The sequence below is a fragment of the Pseudomonas sp. UBA4617 genome, assembly GCF_002386445.1.
GTDB lineage: Bacteria > Pseudomonadota > Gammaproteobacteria > Pseudomonadales > Pseudomonadaceae > Aquipseudomonas.
This window is the reverse complement of sequence record NZ_DGIR01000002.1, coordinates 45465-66093: the sequence shown is the minus strand read 5'-3', so window position 1 is coordinate 66093 and position 20629 is coordinate 45465. Positions and strand designations below refer to the sequence as shown.

At 62.6% G+C, this 20629-nt stretch carries 15 protein-coding genes; 6 read left to right on the top strand and 9 right to left on the bottom strand.

Annotated elements, in window-relative coordinates:
- The first annotated feature begins 124 nt into the window (after positions 1 to 124).
- Positions 125 to 1687: a threonine ammonia-lyase, biosynthetic gene (gene ilvA / locus B4L76_RS00495; RefSeq protein WP_296229759.1), complete on the top strand. Its 1563-nt coding sequence runs from the start codon at positions 125 to 127 to the stop codon at positions 1685 to 1687.
- Between the two features lie 120 nt (positions 1688 to 1807).
- Here ilvA and B4L76_RS00490 read toward each other — a convergent pair whose 3' ends face one another.
- The 4 genes from B4L76_RS00490 to B4L76_RS00475 all read right to left on the bottom strand — a co-directional run bounded on the left by B4L76_RS00490 (position 1808) and on the right by B4L76_RS00475 (position 9226).
- Positions 1808 to 2992 (bottom strand): hypothetical protein, encoded by a 1185-nt coding sequence (locus tag B4L76_RS00490; RefSeq protein ID WP_296229758.1) that lies wholly within the window; start codon positions 2990 to 2992, stop codon positions 1808 to 1810.
- Between the two features lie 63 nt (positions 2993 to 3055).
- Positions 3056 to 3523, bottom strand: a complete 468-nt coding sequence (locus tag B4L76_RS00485) for a VOC family protein (RefSeq protein ID WP_296229757.1) — start codon at positions 3521 to 3523, stop codon at positions 3056 to 3058.
- A gap of 109 nt (positions 3524 to 3632) precedes the next feature.
- A complete protein-coding gene (locus B4L76_RS00480) occupies positions 3633 to 5252 on the bottom strand; it encodes an NADP-dependent glyceraldehyde-3-phosphate dehydrogenase (protein ID WP_296229756.1) in 1620 nt (539 codons plus the stop codon).
- Between the two features lie 149 nt (positions 5253 to 5401).
- On the bottom strand, positions 5402 to 9226 hold the full coding sequence (locus B4L76_RS00475; RefSeq protein ID WP_296229755.1) for a dermonecrotic toxin domain-containing protein: 3825 nt from the start codon (positions 9224 to 9226) through the stop codon (positions 5402 to 5404).
- Positions 9227 to 9515: 289 nt separating this feature from the next.
- Between B4L76_RS00475 and B4L76_RS00470 the strand changes: the two genes are divergently transcribed.
- The 3 genes from B4L76_RS00470 (at position 9516) to B4L76_RS00460 (ending at position 12695) form a co-directional block, all read left to right on the top strand.
- Positions 9516 to 10670, top strand: a complete 1155-nt coding sequence (locus B4L76_RS00470) for a hypothetical protein (RefSeq protein WP_296229754.1) — start codon at positions 9516 to 9518, stop codon at positions 10668 to 10670.
- Positions 10671 to 10742: 72 nt separating this feature from the next.
- Complete coding sequence (locus tag B4L76_RS00465) at positions 10743 to 11870, top strand: glycosyltransferase 61 family protein (RefSeq protein WP_296229753.1); 1128 nt, start codon at positions 10743 to 10745, stop codon at positions 11868 to 11870.
- Positions 11871 to 11906: 36 nt separating this feature from the next.
- A complete protein-coding gene (locus tag B4L76_RS00460) occupies positions 11907 to 12695 on the top strand; it encodes an AraC family transcriptional regulator (protein ID WP_296229752.1) in 789 nt (262 codons plus the stop codon).
- Here B4L76_RS00460 and B4L76_RS00455 read toward each other — a convergent pair.
- A complete protein-coding gene (locus tag B4L76_RS00455; protein ID WP_296229751.1) occupies positions 12671 to 13279 on the bottom strand; it encodes a LysE family translocator in 609 nt (202 codons plus the stop codon). The genes B4L76_RS00460 and B4L76_RS00455 overlap by 25 nt on opposite strands.
- Positions 13280 to 13558: 279 nt before the next feature.
- Between B4L76_RS00455 and B4L76_RS00450 the strand changes: the two genes are divergently transcribed.
- Complete coding sequence (locus tag B4L76_RS00450) at positions 13559 to 15130, top strand: TerC family protein (protein ID WP_296229750.1); 1572 nt, start codon at positions 13559 to 13561, stop codon at positions 15128 to 15130.
- On the opposite strand, the gene rarD is transcribed toward B4L76_RS00450, so the two are convergent.
- Together rarD and B4L76_RS00440 are read right to left on the bottom strand one after the other, a co-directional pair.
- On the bottom strand, positions 15093 to 15980 hold the full coding sequence (gene rarD, locus B4L76_RS00445; RefSeq protein WP_296229749.1) for an EamA family transporter RarD: 888 nt from the start codon (positions 15978 to 15980) through the stop codon (positions 15093 to 15095). The genes B4L76_RS00450 and rarD overlap by 38 nt on opposite strands.
- A gap of 32 nt (positions 15981 to 16012) precedes the next feature.
- Positions 16013 to 17599: an EAL domain-containing protein gene (locus tag B4L76_RS00440; protein ID WP_296229748.1), complete on the bottom strand. Its 1587-nt coding sequence runs from the start codon at positions 17597 to 17599 to the stop codon at positions 16013 to 16015.
- Between the two features lie 299 nt (positions 17600 to 17898).
- Between B4L76_RS00440 and hppD the strand changes: the two genes are divergently transcribed.
- The gene (gene hppD / locus B4L76_RS00435) at positions 17899 to 18975 is read left to right on the top strand and encodes a 4-hydroxyphenylpyruvate dioxygenase (RefSeq protein ID WP_296229747.1); all 1077 of its coding nucleotides are present in this window, start codon (positions 17899 to 17901) and stop codon (positions 18973 to 18975) included.
- A gap of 19 nt (positions 18976 to 18994) precedes the next feature.
- On the opposite strand, the gene B4L76_RS00430 is transcribed toward hppD, so the two are convergent.
- Both B4L76_RS00430 and B4L76_RS00425 read right to left on the bottom strand, forming a co-directional pair.
- Positions 18995 to 19801: a CSS-motif domain-containing protein gene (locus tag B4L76_RS00430; RefSeq protein WP_296229746.1), complete on the bottom strand. Its 807-nt coding sequence runs from the start codon at positions 19799 to 19801 to the stop codon at positions 18995 to 18997.
- Between the two features lie 133 nt (positions 19802 to 19934).
- Positions 19935 to 20621, bottom strand: coding sequence for a type 1 glutamine amidotransferase domain-containing protein (locus B4L76_RS00425; protein WP_296229745.1), 687 nt, complete (start codon positions 20619 to 20621; stop codon positions 19935 to 19937).
- Positions 20622 to 20629: the final 8 nt, after the last annotated feature.

The following is a 20629-nucleotide window of genomic DNA, read 5'->3' as shown; positions in this document are numbered from 1 at the left end:
ATTATTATTACCGCCATTATCAGCTTGGCGGGCTAGCGCGTAGGTGCACCGAACCCGCCCTGGAGGCGGGTTTTTTCTCTCTGACTCCTGGGCAACGTGAATAAAAGCCAAGGAGTTGCCATCGATGACCAGCCTCAACGTCAGCCCTCGTATCTCGAGCCCCGTGCAGCAACTGCTGTCGGAGCAGGTGCGCCGTATCCTGTCCGCGCCGGTTTACGACCTGGCCATCGAGACGCCTTTGCAAGCCGCTCCCGCGTTGTCCGCCAGCCTTGGCAACCAGGTGCTGCTCAAGCGCGAAGACCTGCAGCCAACGTTCTCGTTCAAGATCCGCGGTGCCTACACGCGTCTTTCGCGTCTGAGCACGGCACAGCGCGAACGCGGGGTAATCACCGCGTCGGCGGGCAACCATGCCCAGGGCGTAGCCCTGGCAGCCTCGCACCTGGGTATGAAAGCCACCATTGTCATGCCTACCACGACACCGTCACTGAAAGTGGAAGGTGTACGTTCGCGTGGTGGCCATGTCGTATTGCAGGGTGAGAGCTTTCCCCATGCCCTGGCCCACGCGCTGAAGCTGGCGGACAGCGAAGGCGCCACCTTCGTGCCGCCGTTCGATGACCCGGATGTGATTGCCGGGCAAGGCACCGTGGCCATGGAAATCCTCCGTCAGTGCCCGGGTGCGCTGGACGCGATCTTCGTGCCGGTTGGCGGTGGCGGGCTGATCGCTGGCATTGCCGCCTATGTGAAGTACCTGCGCCCGGAGGTGAAGGTGATTGGCGTCGAGCCGGAAGACTCCAATTGCCTGCAGGCCGCCATGGCCGCTGGCGAACGGGTTATCCTGCCGCAGGTCGGCACCTTCGCCGATGGTGTGGCGGTGGCGCAGGTGGGGGCCCATTGCTTCGAGCTGTGCCGGCATTTCGTCGATGAGGTACTGACCGTGAGCAACGATGAGCTGTGCGCGGCGATCAAGGACATCTACGACGACACCCGTTCCATCACCGAGCCATCCGGAGCCCTGGCTGTGGCCGGAATCAAGAAGTACGTGGCGCGCCATGGCGTGCAGGGACAGACCTTGGTGGCTATCGATTCCGGCGCCAACGTCAATTTCGACCGCCTGCGCCACGTCGCCGAGCGCGCCGAGCTGGGCGAGCAACGCGAAGCGATCATTGCCGTTACCATCCCGGAACAGCCGGGCAGCTTCCGTGCCTTCTGCCGGGCGCTGGGCAAGCGGCAGATCACTGAGTTCAACTACCGTTACTATCCTGGCAAGGAGGCGCGCCTGTTCGTGGGGGTACAGACCCACCCGCTGCACGACCCGCGCGAACGATTGCTGGCCAGCTTGCGCGAGCAGGGCTACAGCGTACTGGACCTGACCGACAACGAACTGGCCAAGTTGCATGTGCGCCATACAGTGGGCGGCCATGCCGCGCCGGGTGCTGACGAGCGGGTGCTGCGCTTCGAGTTCCCGGAACGTCCGGGGGCCTTGCTGGGCTTCCTGGAGCGATTGGGCAAGCAGTGGAACATCAGCCTGTTCCACTACCGCAACCATGGGGCGGCAGAGGCACGCGTGTTCGCTGCACTGGAAGTGCCGGGGGATGAGCTGGCGAGTTTGCCGCTGGCGCTGGATGAGATGGGGTACCGCTATTGGGACGAGACAGACAACCCGGCGTACAAGCTGTTTCTTGGCTGAACAGGTACCGGTAAAGCCGCTGTCTTGGCCAACATCCCAAGGCTGCCAAACCTTGCAGGAGCGGATTCAGCCGCGATCACCGGCAGCGCCGGGGCCATTCACCGCGGCCTGCAATGGCATTCAGCGCTCACGCATGAAGAACCCCGCAACGTACTTGCGGAAGGTCTCCGGGCTCTTGAAGTCAGCGTAGCGCTTGAAGTTCTCGGTATCCGGCTCGGGCCCGATCGGCTGTTCCAGCAGCGATACCGACAGCACGCGGTCCTGGTCCGAGGTCAGCACCAGTTCATCCATCACCTCGCCGCCGATCACCGGGCGGCGCATCTGTACTTTCACGCCCTTGCTGGCCATCCAGTCGATCAGCGACACCAGCGCCTTGAGCGGTTCGCGCTCTTCATCGCGATACACCGGAAACAGGTGCGCCCGCGACAGCACCGGCACGCTGGCCACATGAATCAGTTCGTAGAACTGGCTGCCGGCGCTGGTCGGCGAGTACAGCGCCAAGGCCAGCAACGGCCCGGCGGTGCGGTTGCCACCCCAGTACAGATGATGCCCCTGGAAGTCCAGGCCGTCTGCATTGCCGTGGTTGAACAGCTTGCGCCCTTTGACCTGGTCCACGCAGTCCAGCAGCAGGCCGTGGCGGCGATGGCTGCCGAACACCGTGGCTTCGCGCAAGCGGGCCTTGAGCATCATCATGTGCTTCATGTCCAGGCGGGTTTCCAGGTAATTGCTGGCCGGCACCCGCTCCAGCAGCGGGTAGCGGCTGGCCACGCTGCGCAATTCGGCAAACTGCCCGGTCAGGTCCTTTTTCAGGTGAGTGGCATACAGGTTGAGGCCGCTGGTTTCGATCCAGGTCAGCAACAGCGCCAGCAGACGCTGCTGCTCGCGCCGCTCATGGTTGTCGCCGGTGGCAGCTGGAGCGCTGCCACTGCGGAAGTCGCCGATCAGGCGCAGGGGCGTGTCCGGAGGTAGCCAGGCCGCAGGCGGCGTGGGCTGGCTTTCGCGCTCGGCAGCTTCCCGCTCGTCCTTGGTGAACGGGCAGCCCGGCGCATGCTCGGCGGTGCCGGGGTTGTTCTTGAGGAACAGCGTGCCGGTGTTGCCGTTCAGGGTGACATTGAGCACCGGCAAGGCATCGCTGCGGCAGTCACAGGCCAGCCACTGGTTGGCGCTGCGCACTTTCATCAGCAACTGGTTGGCCTGCAGCAGGCGCGGGCCGGCGAGGGTGCCGCTGGCAAAGCCGACCAGCAGCTCCTCTTCGGCGGGGGTCAGGCTGCGCACCTGTGCGGCGGTTTTGTCGATGATTCGCATGAAGCGGCTCCAGGCTAGGAGCGCCAAGCTTCAGGCAAAGCCGCGCCGCTTTCAACCCGCCGCTCAGTTGCCGGCGAACAGCTTGGCGGCACGGGCACGGATTTCGTCTGGGAACAGATCCTCCCTGTGGGTGGAAACGAACCAGATATTGCCGAATGGGTCTTTCAGCGTACCGCTACGGTCGCCATAGAACTGGTCTGTCACTGCACTCAGCTGGGTTGCGCCGGCTGCCACGGCCTGGTCGTAGACCTTGTCGCTGTCCTCGACATACAGGTGCAGCCCTACACCTGCGCCGCTGAGCTTCTGGCTGGCGGTGAGGCCGCCTTCCATGTCGCAGGGGTCGCCAAGCATCAGCGACGAGTCACCGATCTTCAGCTCGGCATGGCCAATGCGGCCACCCGGGGCCTCGAGACGGAACATCTCGACGGCGCCAAAGGCCTTTTTATAGAACTCGATGGCCTCGGCGGCATCGTTGATGGCCAGGTACGGGGTAATGCTGTGCTGGCCCTCGGGAATGGGTCTGGCTGCCATGTTCGATCTCCTTGGAAGTGGGCGCCGGATGGCGCCCTGTTGCTTAGAGTCGTTTGCGCGGATGGAAAGTCGACCTTCTTGATAGACCGCTTGGCTATAAGCGCGGCGGTCAGAAGATGTAGTCGGTCGTCAGGAAGCTCGACTGACGGTTACGGATGATCTCGCTGATCAGTTCCTTGTTGGCTGCCTGGAAGCGCGTGGCCACCAGCGTACGGATCGAGAACACGCGCAGGGCGTCATGCACCGACAGGGTACCTTCGGCGCTGTTCTTGCGGCCATTGAAGGGGTAGGTGTCCGGGCCGCGCTGGCATTGCGCGTTGATGTTGATACGGCCGACCTGGTTGGCGAAGGTGTCGACCAGGCTGCCGATGGTTGCCGGGTCGTTGCCGAACAGGCTCAGTTGCTGGCCGTAGTCGGAGTCCAGGACATAATCGATCACCGTCTGCAGATCGCGGTAGGGCACCACTGGCACCAGTGGGCCGAACTGTTCCTCGTGGTACACGCGCATGTCGGACTTCACCGGATACAGCACGGCCGGGTAGAAGAACGAGCCGCGGCTGTGCCCGCCACCTTCGTTGAGTACCCGTGCGCCTTTGGCCTTGGCATCGGCCACAAGGCCGTCGAGGTAATCGACCTTGCCGGGTTCTGGCAGAGGGGTCAGCGCTACACCAGGCTCCCAGGGCATGCCGGGCTTCAGTGCGGCCAGCTTGCGCTGGAACTTGTCGAGGAACGCATCCACCACGTCCTCGTGGACGAACAGGATCTTCAACGCCGTGCAGCGTTGGCCATTGAACGACAGCGCGCCGGTGACGGCTTCCTCGACAGCGTTGTCGAGGTCCACCTGGGGCAGGACGATGCCCGGGTTCTTGGCATCCAGCCCCAGCGCGGCGCGCAGACGGTGTGGGCGCGGGTGGAGTTTTTTCAGGTCACTGGCGGCCTTGTGCGTGCCGATGAAGGCGAACACATCGATCTTGCCGCTGGCCATCAGTGCGCTTACCGTTTCCCGGCCACGGCCATAGATGACGTTGATGACGCCTGGCGGGAAGCTGTCGCGGAACGCTTCGAGCAGTGGCCGAATCAGCAGTACGCCGAACTTGGCCGGTTTGAACACCACGGTATTGCCCATGATCAGGGCCGGGATCAACGTGGTGAAGGTTTCGTTGAGCGGGTAGTTGTAAGGCCCCATGCACAGGGCTACACCCAGCGGCGCCCGACGGATCTGGCCCAGCGTGCCCTGTTCCAGCTCGAAGCGACTGGAGCGGCGGTCGAGGTCTTTGAGTGCATTGATGGTGTCGACGATATAGTCGCAGGTACGGTCGAATTCCTTTTCCGAATCCCTGAGGTTCTTGCCGATCTCCCACATCAGCAGCTTGACCACGGCCTGGCGCTGCTCGCGCATGCGCGCCAGGAACGCCTCGACGTGCTGGATGCGCTCGGCCACGCGCAGGGTCGGCCAGGCGCCGCGGCCTTTGTCGTAGGCCTGCACGGCGGCATCGAGGGCGGTGAGCGCGGTATCGGCATCGAGCAGCGGAGCGCTGCCCAGCACCACTTGGTGTTCTTCGTTGCCTTGCTTGAGCCAGACCGGGCTGCGCACCGTGGCCAGGGGGCCGTCCCAGCGCCTGAGCTCGCCGTTCACCAGGTAGTCGCGTTGTTCCAGGGGAGCTTCCAGGCGCCAGGGTTCCGGGATGTTTTCGGCGCTGGGGAAAAGTGAATCGAGCAGACGGTCCATGGGTACTGCACCTCACATTGCTGGGCGGGTTCAAAGCCGGGTGAAACGCTTCAGCTGCGAGCATGCACCGGCTGCCGTAAAAACACCAGTCTGGCTCAAGAGAAGCCGAGGTGCTTGCGCCTATACGGGTGGGCACCACGGTTCACTGGTCAAAGGGGCAGGTTGAAAAGCTGTGCGGGATAGTTCAGCCATTGCTGGCGCAATGCCGGATGCGCATCGATCAGCGCCAGGCGTCGCCAGAACTCTTCGCGTGCCAGGCGCGGATGCGACAGGAACGGTTCAAGGTCCAGGAGTGCCCGCAGATCACGCCGGTACTGCCGGGGCAAGCGTTGCCACAAGGCGGCTTGTGCCGGGCCTGTTTCTTCGAAGAACTCCTGATAGTCGTTTTCGTCCACCAGCAGGTCGACCTGGTGGGCGTCATTGTAGGCTTCAATTTGTTGCAGGACCGGCTCGCTCAACCAGTTGCTTTCCAGGTGCAGGGCGTTGGCGACAGGCGTGGGGACGGTGAAGCCGTCAGGTAGTTGCTGGAACTGGTTGGCCGAAAGGTCCAGCACGAAGGGCTCGGTTATAGCGTCCAGACCCTGCGGCAGTTCGCTGAGCGCACACCCTGAAAGAAACAGCGACCGCAGCTGAGCAAGCCCATGCAGATCTGGCGCCTGAAGCAGCGGATTGTCAGTCAGGTCCAGCAGTGCCAAGTGGGTGAGCTGGTTGAGCATATGCTGGGCCTGGCCATCCCAGGTGAGGCGATTGCTGTCCATGTCCAGCCACAACAGGCTCTCAGGTTGTGCCAGTTGGGGCAGGCGGTCGAAGCGGCACCGGGTCAGGTTGAGCCGCCTGAGGTTGGGAAAGCGTTCACAGAATGCCGCTGGCAGGCGGTTGAGTGAGCGGTTGTTACTGAGTGAAACGTGTTCGATGTGGGCGAAGTCGTCGGGCAGTGCCAGGCTTGCCAGGTCTTCGTCGTTCAGGTCGAGGCTGGACAAGTCGAGACTGAACAGGCGCTGATCCCCGCCAAGTGTCAGCGTGGAAAGGCGCCGCCACGCATTGATGATCGGACGGATCGCACTTTGCCGCTGCGGCAGGCGGGCAGAGTCGGCCTGAGCCCATAACCGAAGGTCTTGTCGCAGTGCTTCCAGGCGCTGTTGCAGGGCGCGCACCCGCTCGGTGGCTGAGCGCAGGTCGTAAAGGTCTGGATTTTCTTCCGGGTCCCCTAACCAGTCGGCGATTTCCGTATCAGTGGCAGCAGGGAATACGCGGCGGTAGGCTGCTGCCAGCGAGCCGGTCTGACGGGGATGGGCCGGCAGAGGCTCCAAGGGGGCTCCAGCGCGCAGCCCAATGTGCGTTTTACCCCGCACGGCGCGCATACCCCACATCCGTCGCGCCAACAGCGAGCGGTGTTGAGCGGCCCATGCCAGCACCCGCTGGCGCAGTACGCGGCCGTCAGCTTTTGCGATGCCTAGCGCTTCGCGATGTTGGCGTGGCAGCGCCTGTTCCACCGCTCGGCACAGGTCGTTGTCACGCTTCCCCGGGGCGGGGCGCTGACCCAGGTCGGCCTCGTAGCCCTCGACGGATTTGATCACCCGGCTCAGTCTGCCGGCCCGAAGGCTACCGACATGATCCAGCCTTGGGCCATCCGGCCCACCTGCACGAAGCTCCAGGCGCAGGTCTGCAGGCCAGCCAGGCATGGCGTCGCAGGCGCTGAACAGCAGCCGCTCGCTGTCGGCGCTGGCCCTGGCCGGTTGCAGCAACCCCTCCAGGGCACGGACCAATGGTAGTTCGTGGTGAACCTGTTCGATCTGCTGGCGAACCACAGGTGGTAACTTGCCGTGCTGTTGCCAGGCGAGTGATTCGGCATTGTCCAGGGGCGCCAGCAGGCGCTTTGCCAGTGCCGGGGAAAGCCGCGGATAGGCCGCGAGCAACTGCTGGCAGGACGGATCGATGGGGGCGTTGCCGTCATAGAGTTGGTCGAACAGGCCTGGGGGGGCCTCGGCACCTGAAGCATCGACCTCGGCTTGTGCTGCCATGCGCTGCAGGGTATCGAGCAACAGTGGCGGAGCGGGCCGGCCCTGCAGGTGTACCTGACGCAAGCACGCCTCATCGATGCCACACAGGCGCGCGGCCTGCTCCATTTGCTCTGCGGTAAATGCCGCATATCGCTCGCCCAGGCGGCGCACAAGCTTGACGAAGGACCATGCGCCCGGCTGCTCATGCGCGCCGCGCCAGGCGCCGTGCCCGTTGTGCTCCAGTGGTGGCCTCCAGGCTTCCGGTTGCTGCGGATGAATGATTCGCCATTGCTGCAGACGTGGGTCGAAGCGTTGCTCGTACAGCTCACCGTCCAGGCGAATGAAGTGACGCTGTTGATACACGTACTGGCCTTGCGCGTTGGGCTGCAGGTGTTCAGGCAACTGCAGGCTGCTGCGGTAGGGCAGCAAGTCCTGATTCCACAGCTTGTACTGCCCGTCGTCGGCGCGTACTTCCTGCAGGTTGTTCAGCAATGGGCTGTCGAAAAGTCTGGGCAGCACACGACCGGCTGCAGCAACACCGCCGATAAGCGCGAGGTTGATACCTACGGCTTCCAGATGATGCAGCGCCAGATGGCGGTCGCCTGCTTCCCAGGCGTCGTAGCCTTCGAAAACCTCACCGAGCAATTGGCAGGCCGTGACGGCGAGCATCAGTGAGCCAATGGCCGGGACAAAGAACCCCGCGACCATCAGTGCATCCAGGCCCAGGCTCTCCCATTCTTCCATGCGCCTGGTCCGCGCCTGGGCATCGGCTGTTGCAGTCGGCACTGCAACAAGGCTGGCTTCATGCAGCAGGCGGGCCACGTGCTGGTCCTGGTAATAGCCGAAAGGCTCTGTCGGGAGGGCCTGGCGCGACGGGCGCAGGTCCGCCTGCACAGCGCGCTGCCACGGGAGATTGAAGTCGGTATCACCGCTGGCATCGAGGTTTTGCTGCAGCAGGTCCAGAAAATGGCGCCTCTCGTCCCGCATGACGTAGCCGGCAAATGCCCGACGCTCAGCGGGCTCGAGCAGCAGGCAGGCGAGTGCATCGTGCGCCGCTTCAAGGTCCCGGCATTGACGCAGGGACGGCTCATGGTCGGGCAGATACAGCATCAACCCGGAACGGCCGGCATCAATCAGCATGACGTCGTGCAGTAGAGTGCCGAACAATGCCAGTTGCCAGCATTGCACGTGCTCACCCTGCACAAGCCGTTCTACCTGGTCGCGAGCCCGGCCATCGAGCAAGTGCTGCAAGTAGGCGAGGTCGGCTGCCAGGCGCAGGCGCTGGCGCTGAAGCTCGATGGCTTGCACACGGACTTGCGGTCGGGTGAAGTGCTGTGCCAGATGAGCGTTATAGGCGCCGCCCAGGTCCAGTTCACGGCAGAGTGAGGCAAACGCCGCAGGCGTAAGAGGCAGGCGCTCTACTTGGTAGCGCTCCGACATCAGGGTGAAGTGAGCAGCCGGTACTTGCATGCCAAGCGGTGCAGAGCCTTGTACCTGAAGCGGTGTTACCTGAATGCTGTCACTCAGGGCGATGGCGCTCTCGGGCGTGAACGTCTCGTCCGAGGCGAAGTTCTGCAGGGCAGCCTGCAACAGGTTGTCACGGCGGTGACTGTACAGATAGCGCAGGCCCACCCAGTGCCAGCGGCGCTCGACCCTCAGCAGTTGGCTATGGCGCAGCGGCGCATGAAAGCCGCGTTCGGCAAGGTGCGCCTCGAGCATGGGCTGCGCAAATTCTGTGATTTGTTTCAGGCCTTTGAGTGATCGGGCCATGGCTGCCTGCGCGTGCTGTAGGCGCGTATGGCTTGTGTCCACCGCCTGGCGCAGGTCGGGGGCTGCATTGGCGTACCAGTCCTGCGCCTGCCACGGGGCGACCTGGGTTTGCTTCAACGCCGCCCACTGGTCCGATGTCAATTGACGAGCCCAGCACGGCAGCTGCGCTTCGAGCAAGGGTTGATGAAGGTTGTTGGCTAACATGACGATGCTCCTTCTTGTTCAAGAAGGCATCAAACGCTGATTATCAATAGCCAGGTGGTAACGGAATAACGCGTGCTGGGCTGGCTGACGGAGCATGACGTGTCCAGCCAGTTTGCCATTCAGGAAATTGGCGCCATGAAACGATACCAAAGGGCGAGAAGGGGACGCGAAATGCAATCAGGTTGCCACTTGCGAAAGCAATCGCCCGCACCTTAACTGATTAACCGATAGGGGGCTTTGTCAAGTGTACCGATAGACCTAAAGCACATCGCAGGACTTCGAAGAAGAAATGAAAGCGACCTTGACGGCATTGGCGCGAAAACACATTTCGCCCTCGATACGCTACGAGATGAGACATTTTTCCAGCCGCGTGCGTGAGGGCCTGGCGCGTGCCTGTTTCTGGCGTTGGGAAGTTGCCAGGTTCCGCTTGCAGCAGGAAAGCCCCTACGAAATTGTCTATATCGGGCGGAAGCAGCAAAGGGAAATGGCCAAGCTGCTGGTCGCTGGCAAGGGCCAGGGCAGTACCGCAACCATCGACAGCACAAATGCGCCGAAGGCAGCCGATCACCGCGTGGTGATCAGCGAAATGCCGACGGCGGGGGCGTTGTCGGTGCCGCATTATATAAGTGCCGTGGTGCCGCTGGGCCGTCCGCTGGAGGCCATAACGGCGCGCTACGACAGTGAGCTCAGACGCAGCATTCGCAAGCATCGGCCCCTGTACCGCATGCGCCAGGCCCTGGCCGACGAGGAGATCGCCATGGCTGACCGCGACCTTCTGCGCCCCTATGCCAGCGCCAGGCAGGGTATTCATGCCGCACAGTTCCCCACGGCAGAGGTGTTTCGCATTGCCAGGAGCATTGGCCGGCTCGACCTGATCACCTTGGACGATGAGGTGATTGGCTGCCACCTGGGCTGCGAAGTGGTGCGCGGTGGCAAACGTTATTGGAGCACATTGCGTTTCGGCTATTGCGAGGCGGTGTTCTCCGATGCGCGCAAGTTGCGCGAGGTGAATTCGATCACTACGTTCATGGCGTTGGAGTGGGCACTGGAGCAGGGGTTTGATTATTACGACATCGGCCTTTGCCTGGCGCGCCCGGATGACGGCCTGTTGAAATGGAAGCGCCGCCGCGGTGGTGATATCGATTCGCTGGGCAACCATGCCTATCTGTTTGTCCGCCTGCCCCGGACCGGCACAGCGAAGTTTCTCTGGGACACACCGATGTTTGCGGTGGAAGGCGGCAAACTCACCTTGCATCTGGGGCTGCCCGACGGCCCGAGTGACGAGGAAGTGGCCAGTCGCTATCAGGAAATGGTGTTTGGCGGTGTGCACAAGATCTATCTCTATGGCAGTAACGGCGCGGGTGAATCGTTCCTGGAAACCTTGCGCAGCCGTTACGCCAACCTGCAGTCACCGCCCACCATGGAGCGGGTCATGTGCAGCTGAAAGCTGTCGAGGCTGTGTTGACCGGGCGCGCCGTGCCAGGTTTTTGGCTTCGTCACCTAGGGAGGACGCTTCATGGAGAGCAATAGCTCGCAGTTCAGTGCATCGCCGCTCGCCCGGCAGCACACCTGGACCCTGGCTGCCTACCGCTACATGCTGCGCAAACGCCTGGGCAGGCACGGCGTCACCGACCTCAGAAGCATTGCAGCCAGGAGTTGGGAGATCGCTCCTGGTGAGCTCACGGTCTCTCCACCGGCCTTCTACCTGCCAGGCCAGCTGGAGCGGGTGACGGGCTGGGAGGGCAAGCGCTTTTATCCGTACGTGCATCCGGGCCCGACCATGCAGGGTGGCATCAGCGTGCAGCAAGCGCCTACCCGCGGTTACCTGATCAAGGATGTGTGGCTGGTCGAGGGGGCATTGTACAAGGGCAGGGCCTGCCACTGGCTGTCGCTCAAGCCCAGACCCTTTCCGACCATCAGCGTGGACTACGAAGTCGATCGCGCGGCGATCTACTGCACGCAGAATGGCAATACCTGGTTCGGCACCTGGATCGCGGAAGACTGCCCAACCTATGCGCTGGCCTGCAACGAGGGCGTACCGGTGACCACCGCGCCGTCGGCGAGGTTCCCGTTGTATGCCCAGGCGCCGGCCTATGAAGACTGGCTGGAGATGAAACCGCTACGCCTGCGCAGCGCGTACTTCCGCGAACTTGTGCTGTTCGATGACCAGGGCAACAACCGCAGCCGGCATGTCCGCTACCGGGCCATGGGCGACAAGTTGCTGGCGCACGTGGCGCATGCCCCGCACCCTGGCGTGTTCCTGCTGCGCGGGGGCGACGGCGACTTGCGCCTGTTGCGCAATGAGCTGGCGCTGGCCGAGCACTTGCGGGCCACCCGCGGTTTTCGCATCGTCGATCCGTTGAAGTCCGATGTACCCGATATCGTGGCGGCTTGCGCCGGGGCAAGGGTGGTGATTGGCGTGGAGGGTAGCCAGCTGGTGCACGGCTTGAACGTACTGCAACCCGGCGGTTGCCTGCTGACTTTGCAACCGCCGAACCGGTTCGTCAGCTACTACAAGTATCTGACGGATCGTGACGACCAGCATTTCGGCTTTGTGGTCGGGACCCCGGAAGGCAATGGTTTCACCGTCGATATCGGCGAAGTGGAACGGACGCTCGACCTGTTCCCCCGGCAAAGTGTGTAGTATCCGGATGCATGGCAGCGGCGAGCGGGGCGGGGGATGATCGAAGTATCAAGGTTCTGGCGCGATCCGGCATTGCCCTTCGTCGAGGCCCGACGGGTAGGGGATGGGCGTCAGGTGTGCTATGCCGCGCATTCCCACGAGAGCTTTTCCCTCGGGGTGATCACCGGAGGGCGCAGCACCTACCGCAACGCGGACCGGCACATCGAGGTGGAGGCCGGTACCACGGTGCTGATGAACCCAGGCGTGGTTCACGCCTGCAATCCCATCGCAGGGAAGCCGTGGTCGTACCTGATGCTGTTTGTCGATATGCCCTGGCTGCAGGCGCAGGGTTTTACCTTGCCGGTCCAGGCCTGGAGCCGCTCGCCAGCGCTGTACCGACAGCTGTTGCAGGTGTTCGCCGACCTTTTCGACGTCAGCCTGGCAGACCGGGAAAACCGCCTGGCAGCGCTGTTTGCCGCCTTGCCATCTCTGCTTGAGGCCGGTAGCGCCGACGTGCAAGACGCAGGTAACCCGCGCCTGGACGCCGCGGCAGCCTTCATACGTGCGCATCGCAGCGACCCGCTGAGCCTGGAAGACATCTGTGCAGCCTGCGGCTTGTCACGCTCCTACCTGATCCGGGCGTTCCGCCAGCGCTTCGGCCTGACACCGCATGGCTACCTGCTCGACCAGCGCGTGCAACTGGCCAGGGCGCAGTTGCGCCAAGGGCGGGCAATTGCCGAGGTTGCGCAGGAGGCCGGGTTTGCCGACCAGGCGCACCTGCAGCGGGCCTTCAAGCAGCACCTGGCGACGACCCCCGGGCATTACCGCAAGGCTGCCGCTTGCTGACCTTGCATGAGCAGATAGACCGCACTGGCTAGCAGCAACAGCGCCAGGCCCCGATTCAGCAGGCGCAGGTGCCGAGGGTCTCCCAGGTACTGCCGAATCACGCTGCCTGCCCACGCCCAGCTGGCTACCGAGAGGAAACAGATCGGTGCATAGATCCAGGCAAACAGCCACAGCAACTGTTGCTCACCTGCGGTGTAGGCGCCGACGCCAGCCACTGCTGCCAGCCAGGCCTTTGGGTTGAGCCATTGCATGGCTGCGCCGTGCCACGCCGAGGGCGCCCGGAACAGGTGCGTGCTGCCCAGTTGCCCGTCGTCGCCAGCCAGCTTCCATGCCATGTACAGCAGAAACGCCACTCCGCCCCAGTGCAACAGCAGGCCCAGCAGTGGCCAGCGCAACAGCAACTGGTGCACACCCAGGCCGACCAGTACCAGCAGCAGACAGAAGCCCAGCGTGGCGCCAGCCACATGGGCCAGGCTGGCGCGCAGGCCATGACGGGCACCACTGCCCAGCGCGACGATGTTGACCGGGCCGGGGGAAATGGAAGCCGCCAGTGCGAAGGCGGCCATGGACAGTGACAGGCTCATGCGGAGCTCCGTTTGCTTGGGGGAGGCCGTTATCCTCGGCCATCGGCAGGCGGTGATATTGAAGAAAAGTACCCAGTGCCCAGCGCATTTTTGCCTGCGGGCTTGTTACAGGTTTTGTAATAGTTTTCTGTTATCGAGGTTGAATGTTCAGCCTGTACGATCCTGTTCCCTACTTGCAATCAAGGTCTGTATGAGCACCTTCGCGGAGCCCCCCGGTTTTCGGCCTTCACGGCCTCCCTTCCCCCGTCCTCGTGACGCTGCCCACATGAGTATCCGCTAATGGAATGGCTAGCCGACCCCACGGCCTGGCTAGGCCTGTTGACGCTTATCGTCCTCGAGTTGGTGCTGGGTATCGACAACCTGGTGTTCATTGCCATCCTCGCCGACAAGCTGCCACCGCATCAGCGCGACCGCGCGCGAGTGATCGGCCTGAGCCTGGCGCTGATCATGCGCCTGGGCCTGTTGGCCGGCATTTCCTGGATGGTCACCCTGACCGCGCCGTTGTTCGAGGTGTTCGACAAGCATTTCTCCGGCCGTGACCTGATCATGCTGTTCGGTGGCGTGTTCCTGCTGTTCAAGGCCACCATGGAGCTGCATGAACGCCTGGAAGGCCATGTGGCCCAGGCCAGCGGCGCGGTACGCCATGCCGTATTCTGGCCGATCGTGGCGCAGATCGTGGTGCTCGACGCGGTGTTCTCGCTGGACGCTGTCATCACTGCTGTGGGCATGGTTGAACAGCTATCGGTGATGATGATCGCGGTGATCTTCTCGATCGGCATCATGATCGTCGCCAGCAAGCCGCTGACCCGCTTCGTCAACGCCCACCCCACGGTGATCATGCTGTGCCTGGGCTTCCTGATGATGATCGGCTTCAGCCTGACCGCCGAAGGCCTGGGGTTCCATATTCCGAAGGGCTACCTGTACGCGGCAATCGGCTTCTCCATCCTGATCGAGCTGTTCAACCAGCTGGCCCGGGCCCGCCGCAAGCGCAGCCTGCAGCAGCATCGGCCGCTGCGTGAGCGTACTGCGCATGCCGTGCTGCGCTTGCTGGGTGGCCGCCGGGTCGAGGCTGACGAGGTGGGCGAAGAGATCGCCGACCTGGTCGACGGCGGCGGGGAACAGGTCGTGTTCGACCGCCGCGAGCGGGTGATGATCAGCGGCGTGCTGAACCTGGCCGAGCGGCCGATCCGCACGGTGATGACCGCCCGCGCCGAGGTCGATGTGATCGACCTGGCACAGCCGGCCGACGTCATCGCCCAGGCCTTGGCCAACTCGCCATACTCGCGTCTGCCGTTGATCCGTGATGGCCGGGTGGACGAGCCGCTGGGCTTCGTGCACAAGAAGGAACTGCTCAAGGAACTGCTTCTGGGCAACCAGCCGGACCTGGAGGGCATGGCACGGGCGCCGTTGAACCTGCTGGAACGCTTCAGCATACTCAACGCCCTGGAACAGATGCGTGGCCAATCCACCCACATTGCCTTCGTGGTCAACGAGTTCGGTGACTTTACCGGCCTGCTGACCATGACCGACATCCTTGAGTCGATTGCCGGTGAACTGCCCGATGCCAGCGAGGTTGAAGGGCCAGGCATCGTCCAGGACGGCGCGGGCTTCGTGGTCAGCGGTGCGGTGAACCTGAGCCAGGTGCAGGCACGCACCGGGTTCAGCGCCCGCGCCACCGAGGACTACCAGACCCTTGCGGGCCTGGTGATGAGCCTGCTTGACCGCCTGCCGATAGTCGGCGATCGCCTGGCCTGGAATGGCTGGACGCTGACCGTGGAGGCTGTGGAAGAACGGCGCGTGCGCCAGGTCCGGCTTACACCGAACGGCGACGCTGACGCAGCAAGTGCCTGATGCCTTCGACGATCAGCACCAGCACCGCAGCCCAGATCGGCAGGTAGGTCAGCCATTGGTCCGGGCCGATGGTTTCGCCGAGCAGCAGCGCCACGCCCACCAGCAGCACCGGTTCGACATAACTGAGCAGGCCGAACAGGCTGAAAGGCAGCAAGCGGCTGGCCAGGACATAGGCGATCAGGGCTGAAGCGCTGATCGCTCCGAGGAGCGGAATCAGCGCATACAGCCCGGGGTGTGCCTGCAGGTCGGTGGTCGAAAGCGGCCCCTGGATGACGAAATACAACGCCCAGGGCAACAGCAGGCACATGTCGCACCACAGGCCACCCAGGTGGTCTGTACGGCAGCGCCGGCGCAACACGAAGTAGATGGGGTAGCCGATCGTTACCACCAGGGTTTCCCAGGCAAAACTGCCATGCTGGAACAGCTCGTGGCCTACGCCCAGCGCGGCACACGCCACCGCCACCTTCTGCAGGCGGGACAGCCGCTCGCCGTAGACCAGCCGCCCGGTCAGCACCATGGCCAGCGGCAGCAGGAAGTAACCCATCGACACTTCCAGGCTGCGCCCGTGCAGGGGCGCCCAGAGAAACAGCCACAGTTGCACCCCCATCAGCCACGACGTGCCGAGCATGCCCAGCGCCAGCAGTGGGGTGCGTTTTACCCGGGCGTGTAGTTCGCCCACCCGCTTCCAGTCTTTCGAGGCAAGCATGAACAGGGTGAGGCAAGGCAAGGTCAACAGCGTGCGCCAGCCAAAGATTTCCTCGCCGTCGAGTGGCGTGAGCAGCGAGGTATAGAAGTACATCACGGCGAACAGACAGGACGCCATGACCGACGAAAGAATGCCTTTTGACACGAATGCCTCGAATTGGGAGTTGAGCGACTGGATCAGCCGCGCATGATCTCAGGGGGCGCAGCTTGCGGCAACCGCGATGCGCCCGCATGTGTGGCCAGCGCTTCGAGGAACGCGGCCGCCGGCATGGGCCTGGCGTACAGGTAGCCCTGCTGGAAATCCACGTCGTGACGGGCCAGGTAGTCGCGTTGGGCTTCGGTTTCGACCCCCTCGGCGACGATGCCCAGCCCCAGCTTGGCCGACAGCTCGATGATGGTGTCGAGGATATGCACCGACAACGCGTCGCCACCGATCATGGCGACGAAGCTCTGGTCGATCTTCAGGTAGTCGACCTTGAACTGGCGCAGGTAATTGAGGCTGGACTGGCCGGTACCGAAGTCGTCAAGGGCAATTTTCACTCCCATGGCGTCCAGCTTTTCGAACAGCTCCAGGGTGACCGGGGTGGCCGCGATCAGCTTGCGCTCGGTCAGCTCCAGGGTCAGCACCACCCGCCCAGGCGGGAAATGCTGGAGGAAGGTGCGGCAATCGTCCAGCAGGCTGAAGTCGCGGCAATGGTCGGCGGTGATGTTGATGCCGATATGAAAGCCGTCGTCCAGCAGCCCGGCATACGGCGCCAGGCTCTGCGCAGTATGGGTCATCAGGGCGCGGGTCATGGCGACGATCTGCCCGCTGTGTTCGGCGTAGGGGATGAACAGGTCGGGCCTCACCAGACCTTCCTGCGGGTGGTTCCAGCGCATCAGCACTTCGGCGCCGGCCCAGCGGTAGTCACCCTTGCGTACCACCGGCTGGAAATACGGCAGGAATTCGTCGGCCTCCAGGGCCCGGCGCAGTTCGGCACGGGGCGAGGTGATACGGCGTATCTGCCAGCGGCACACCAGCGCGGAAACCGCCCCCAGCACCAGCAGCAAGCCGAACAGGGCGGGGTAGTGGTTGCGCCAGAGCTGGCCTCGCCTGTCGCTGCCATAGCCACCCTGCACGCTGAACGGGTAGCGCGTCGAGCCAAACTGCACATTCGCCTTGGCCGCAGCGGGTGGCTGGCCCTGGCGTACGATGCCATCCTTGCCCAGCCAGGCATTGCCTACGCGAATCTGCAGCACTTCGTCAGGACCGATCAGGCGCAGCGCAGTAAGCAGGTGCTCACCGTCCACCGTGCTGATCGCGCCTTGGTCACCCTTGCTGACCCGGTAGACCAGCAGTGGGTGGCCCGGGGTGACCGAGTTGCCATCCATCAGCCACAGCTTGCCGTCGGCGTAGTCGCCGGCGTTGACCGGCTCGTCGAAGTCGCCGAACAGCGAAGAACAATAAAGGGTGTCGTGCCTGAACAGGTTGGTCGAGCGGACGAAGGCGTTGCGCGTGACTTCTGCGCGCAATCTGAGCTTGACCTGCTCGCACGGGCTGCCGGCAAGCGGCAGCAGGGCATCGGCAGCGCTTGCCAGGTTGTCGAGAATACGTTCGACATGCGCCACCACCTGGCGGGTAGTGGCTTGGCTGCTGGCCTGCATCTCGCGTTCGACCTGCCAGTGCATCACGGCCAGGCCGCACACCACTGGCAGCACGCCGACGACCCAAGGCAGCAGGGTGCGCCAGGTCAGGCCGGCGCGACGTTTAGCGGTAAGGGGCATGCTGGCTGGTCTGCAAAAAGAATAACGAGAGGATAGCCGTTTGTCGGCATGGGTGAGTAACTAAAAACGCGACAAACGAATTTACGCCCTGTAGAATCGGTTTACGAATACAACAATAAGGTCCTTCAATGTTGAAGGATCAAGCCCGCCGAGAATGGGTCCATATGACATATCATGGGTTCAAGCTGATCATAGGTGACTTCCTCGCCCGCAGCGTGCGCGGAATTCCCTGCTCACCGCCGTTTCTGTTCGACATCCCGCGCAACCTGTAAATTTTCGCTGTAGATGAGGACACGAACATGGCTGATATCTTCGACAATCCAATGGGCCTGATGGGCTTCGAATTCATCGAACTGGCTTCGCCGACACCTGGCGTACTCGAGCCGGTATTCCAGATGCTGGGCTTCACCAAGGTGGCTACCCACCGTTCCAAGGATGTGCACCTGTATCGCCAGGGTGGCATCAACCTGATCCTGAACAACGAACCCAAGAGCATCGCCTCCTACTTCGCCGCCGAACATGGCCCGTCGGTGTGCGGCATGGCCTTCCGCGTGCGCAACGCCCATGAGGCGTATGCCCGTGCCCTGGAGCTGGGGGCGCAGCCGGTGGAAATCGAAACCGGGCCGATGGAGCTGCGCCTGCCGGCCATCAAGGGTATCGGTGGTGCACCGTTGTACCTGATCGACCGCTTCGAAGAGGGCAGCTCGATCTACGATATCGACTTCAAGTTCATCGAAGGTGTGGACCGTAACCCGGTGGGTGCCGGCCTGAAGATCATCGATCACCTCACCCACAACGTCTATCGTGGGCGCATGGCGTACTGGGCGGGCTTCTACGAGAAACTGTTCAACTTCCGCGAAATCCGCTACTTCGATATCAAGGGCGAATACACTGGCCTGACTTCCAAGGCCATGACCGCACCGGATGGGATGATCCGCATCCCGCTCAACGAAGAATCTTCGAAGGGCGCCGGGCAGATCGAAGAGTTCCTGATGCAGTTCAACGGCGAAGGCATCCAGCACGTGGCCTTCCTGACCGACGACCTGCTCAAGACCTGGGATTCCCTGAAAGGCCTTGGCATGCGCTTCATGACTGCGCCGCCGCAAACTTATTACGAAATGCTGGAAGAACGCCTCCCTGGCCATGGCGAGCCAGTCGACGAACTGAAGGCACGGGGCATTTTGCTCGATGGTGCCTCGCAGCCAGGCGACAAGCGCCTGCTGTTGCAGATCTTCTCGGAAACCCTGCTCGGGCCGGTGTTCTTCGAGTTCATCCAGCGCAAGGGCGATGATGGCTTTGGTGAGGGTAACTTCAAGGCACTGTTCGAATCCATCGAGCGTGACCAGGTACGCCGTGGTGTACTGAGCACCGACTGATAGCCCAGGGGTACCGCCGTCATGGATCGATGGCGGCGGTGTTACCCCTTCTCTTGCGCGTTCTGGCCAAGCCCAGATACATGATGAACATGCTGGCGACCCCGACCAGTGCCAGCGAGGGGAGCACCTGGTGCAGGGAGACGCGGAACTCCTGCGCCGTATACCCTTTGGCGTAGCCACCGATCACCACGTAGCCGTATTTTTCCGAGACTGCCCGCTGGCGATATTCGGCTTGGGAGGGACGTTGTGGATCGCGGCTGTCCCCATCGCTCCAGATGTATTGCCCGTTGAATTCCAGCAGCAAGGTCAAGCCGTCCTGGAAGCCGCGTAGTTCGTCGCGCAGCAAGCGTCCATAAGCTGTGGCGATGACCCCGGGGTCGCTGTGCGGTTTCTGGATCTTGATGATTGCCGCGTTGGGCGACGAAGGGGCGTCGAATGCCAGCTTCGCCTGTTGCCCGGACCCGGAAAAAGCGGAGAGGTACTCCAAGGGGTCCATGTCCGTCGCACAATACGCTTGTTTCTCGCGGGTCAGTGCCAATGAGCGAAGGTGTGGGCTGTTGGCGACTCTCTGGTCCAGCTCATCCAGCACTTCGGCACAGGGTTTGCCAGCCAACGGCAGGACTGTTTCCAGGCTTGCCTCCATGCGGCCCAGCGCCTGGTCGATGCTGAAAACCGCCTCCAGAACTGAAATCTTGGCGTTTTCTTCGAGTTTCCTGTCCAACTGATAGTCCATCATCAGCAGCCCGGATAGCACGGGTATTACGCCGATGGCCAGAATCAGCAACAATTTCCGCCAGTCGATAAAATGAATCTTGATATTTGCCATAGGCATGCCGCTCCGTTGACCCATGCTGTTCGGGGTGAACAAGTCAACATCGATCCTATGGGCATTGATTGAGCTTCGGCTGTAGGTGACAAGAGTTACCACGTTACGGAAAAGCCGAACCTCGTTGTCAGCTTCACCGCTGTTTCAGTTTCGCCAGCACCTTCTCGGCCAGCAGGGCTGTGGATGCCGGGTTCTGCCCGGTAATCAGCCGGCCGTCGTCCACCACATACGGCATCCATGGGTCCTCATGCTTGCTGTAGAGACCGCCGCGGGCACCCAGTTCGTTCTCGGTCAGGAACGGGACCACCTTGTCCAGTTCGGCGAGCTTCTCCTCGGTGTTGGAGAAGCCGGTCACCTTGCGCTCCTTCAACAACAGGCTATGGTCGCTGAGCTTGATGTTCAGCAGGCCGACAACACCGTGGCAGACTGCAGCAACAATGCCGTTATTCTCATAAACCTGGCGCGCCAGTTCCTGCAGCGGCTGGTTATCGGCAAAGTCATACATCACCCCATGGCCGCCGGTGTAGTAGATAACGCTGTACTCGGTGGCCTTCACCCGGCCAGGGCTCAAGGTGTTACCCAGGCGGGTCATGAAGCGTTTGTCGTCATACCACTGCCAGTCGAGCTCGGGAGCCATTTGCAGGCTTTGCGGGTCGATGGGTACGTAGCCACCCAGGGGGCTCACATAGTCGACCGTGTAGCCGGCCTTTTCGACCTGATCAACAAAGTGCACGGCTTCTCCCAGCCACAATCCGGTTGCCCGCCTGAGGGTCGGATACTTGGCCGTATTGGTCAGCACCACCAGCATTTTCTTGCTCATGACCACGC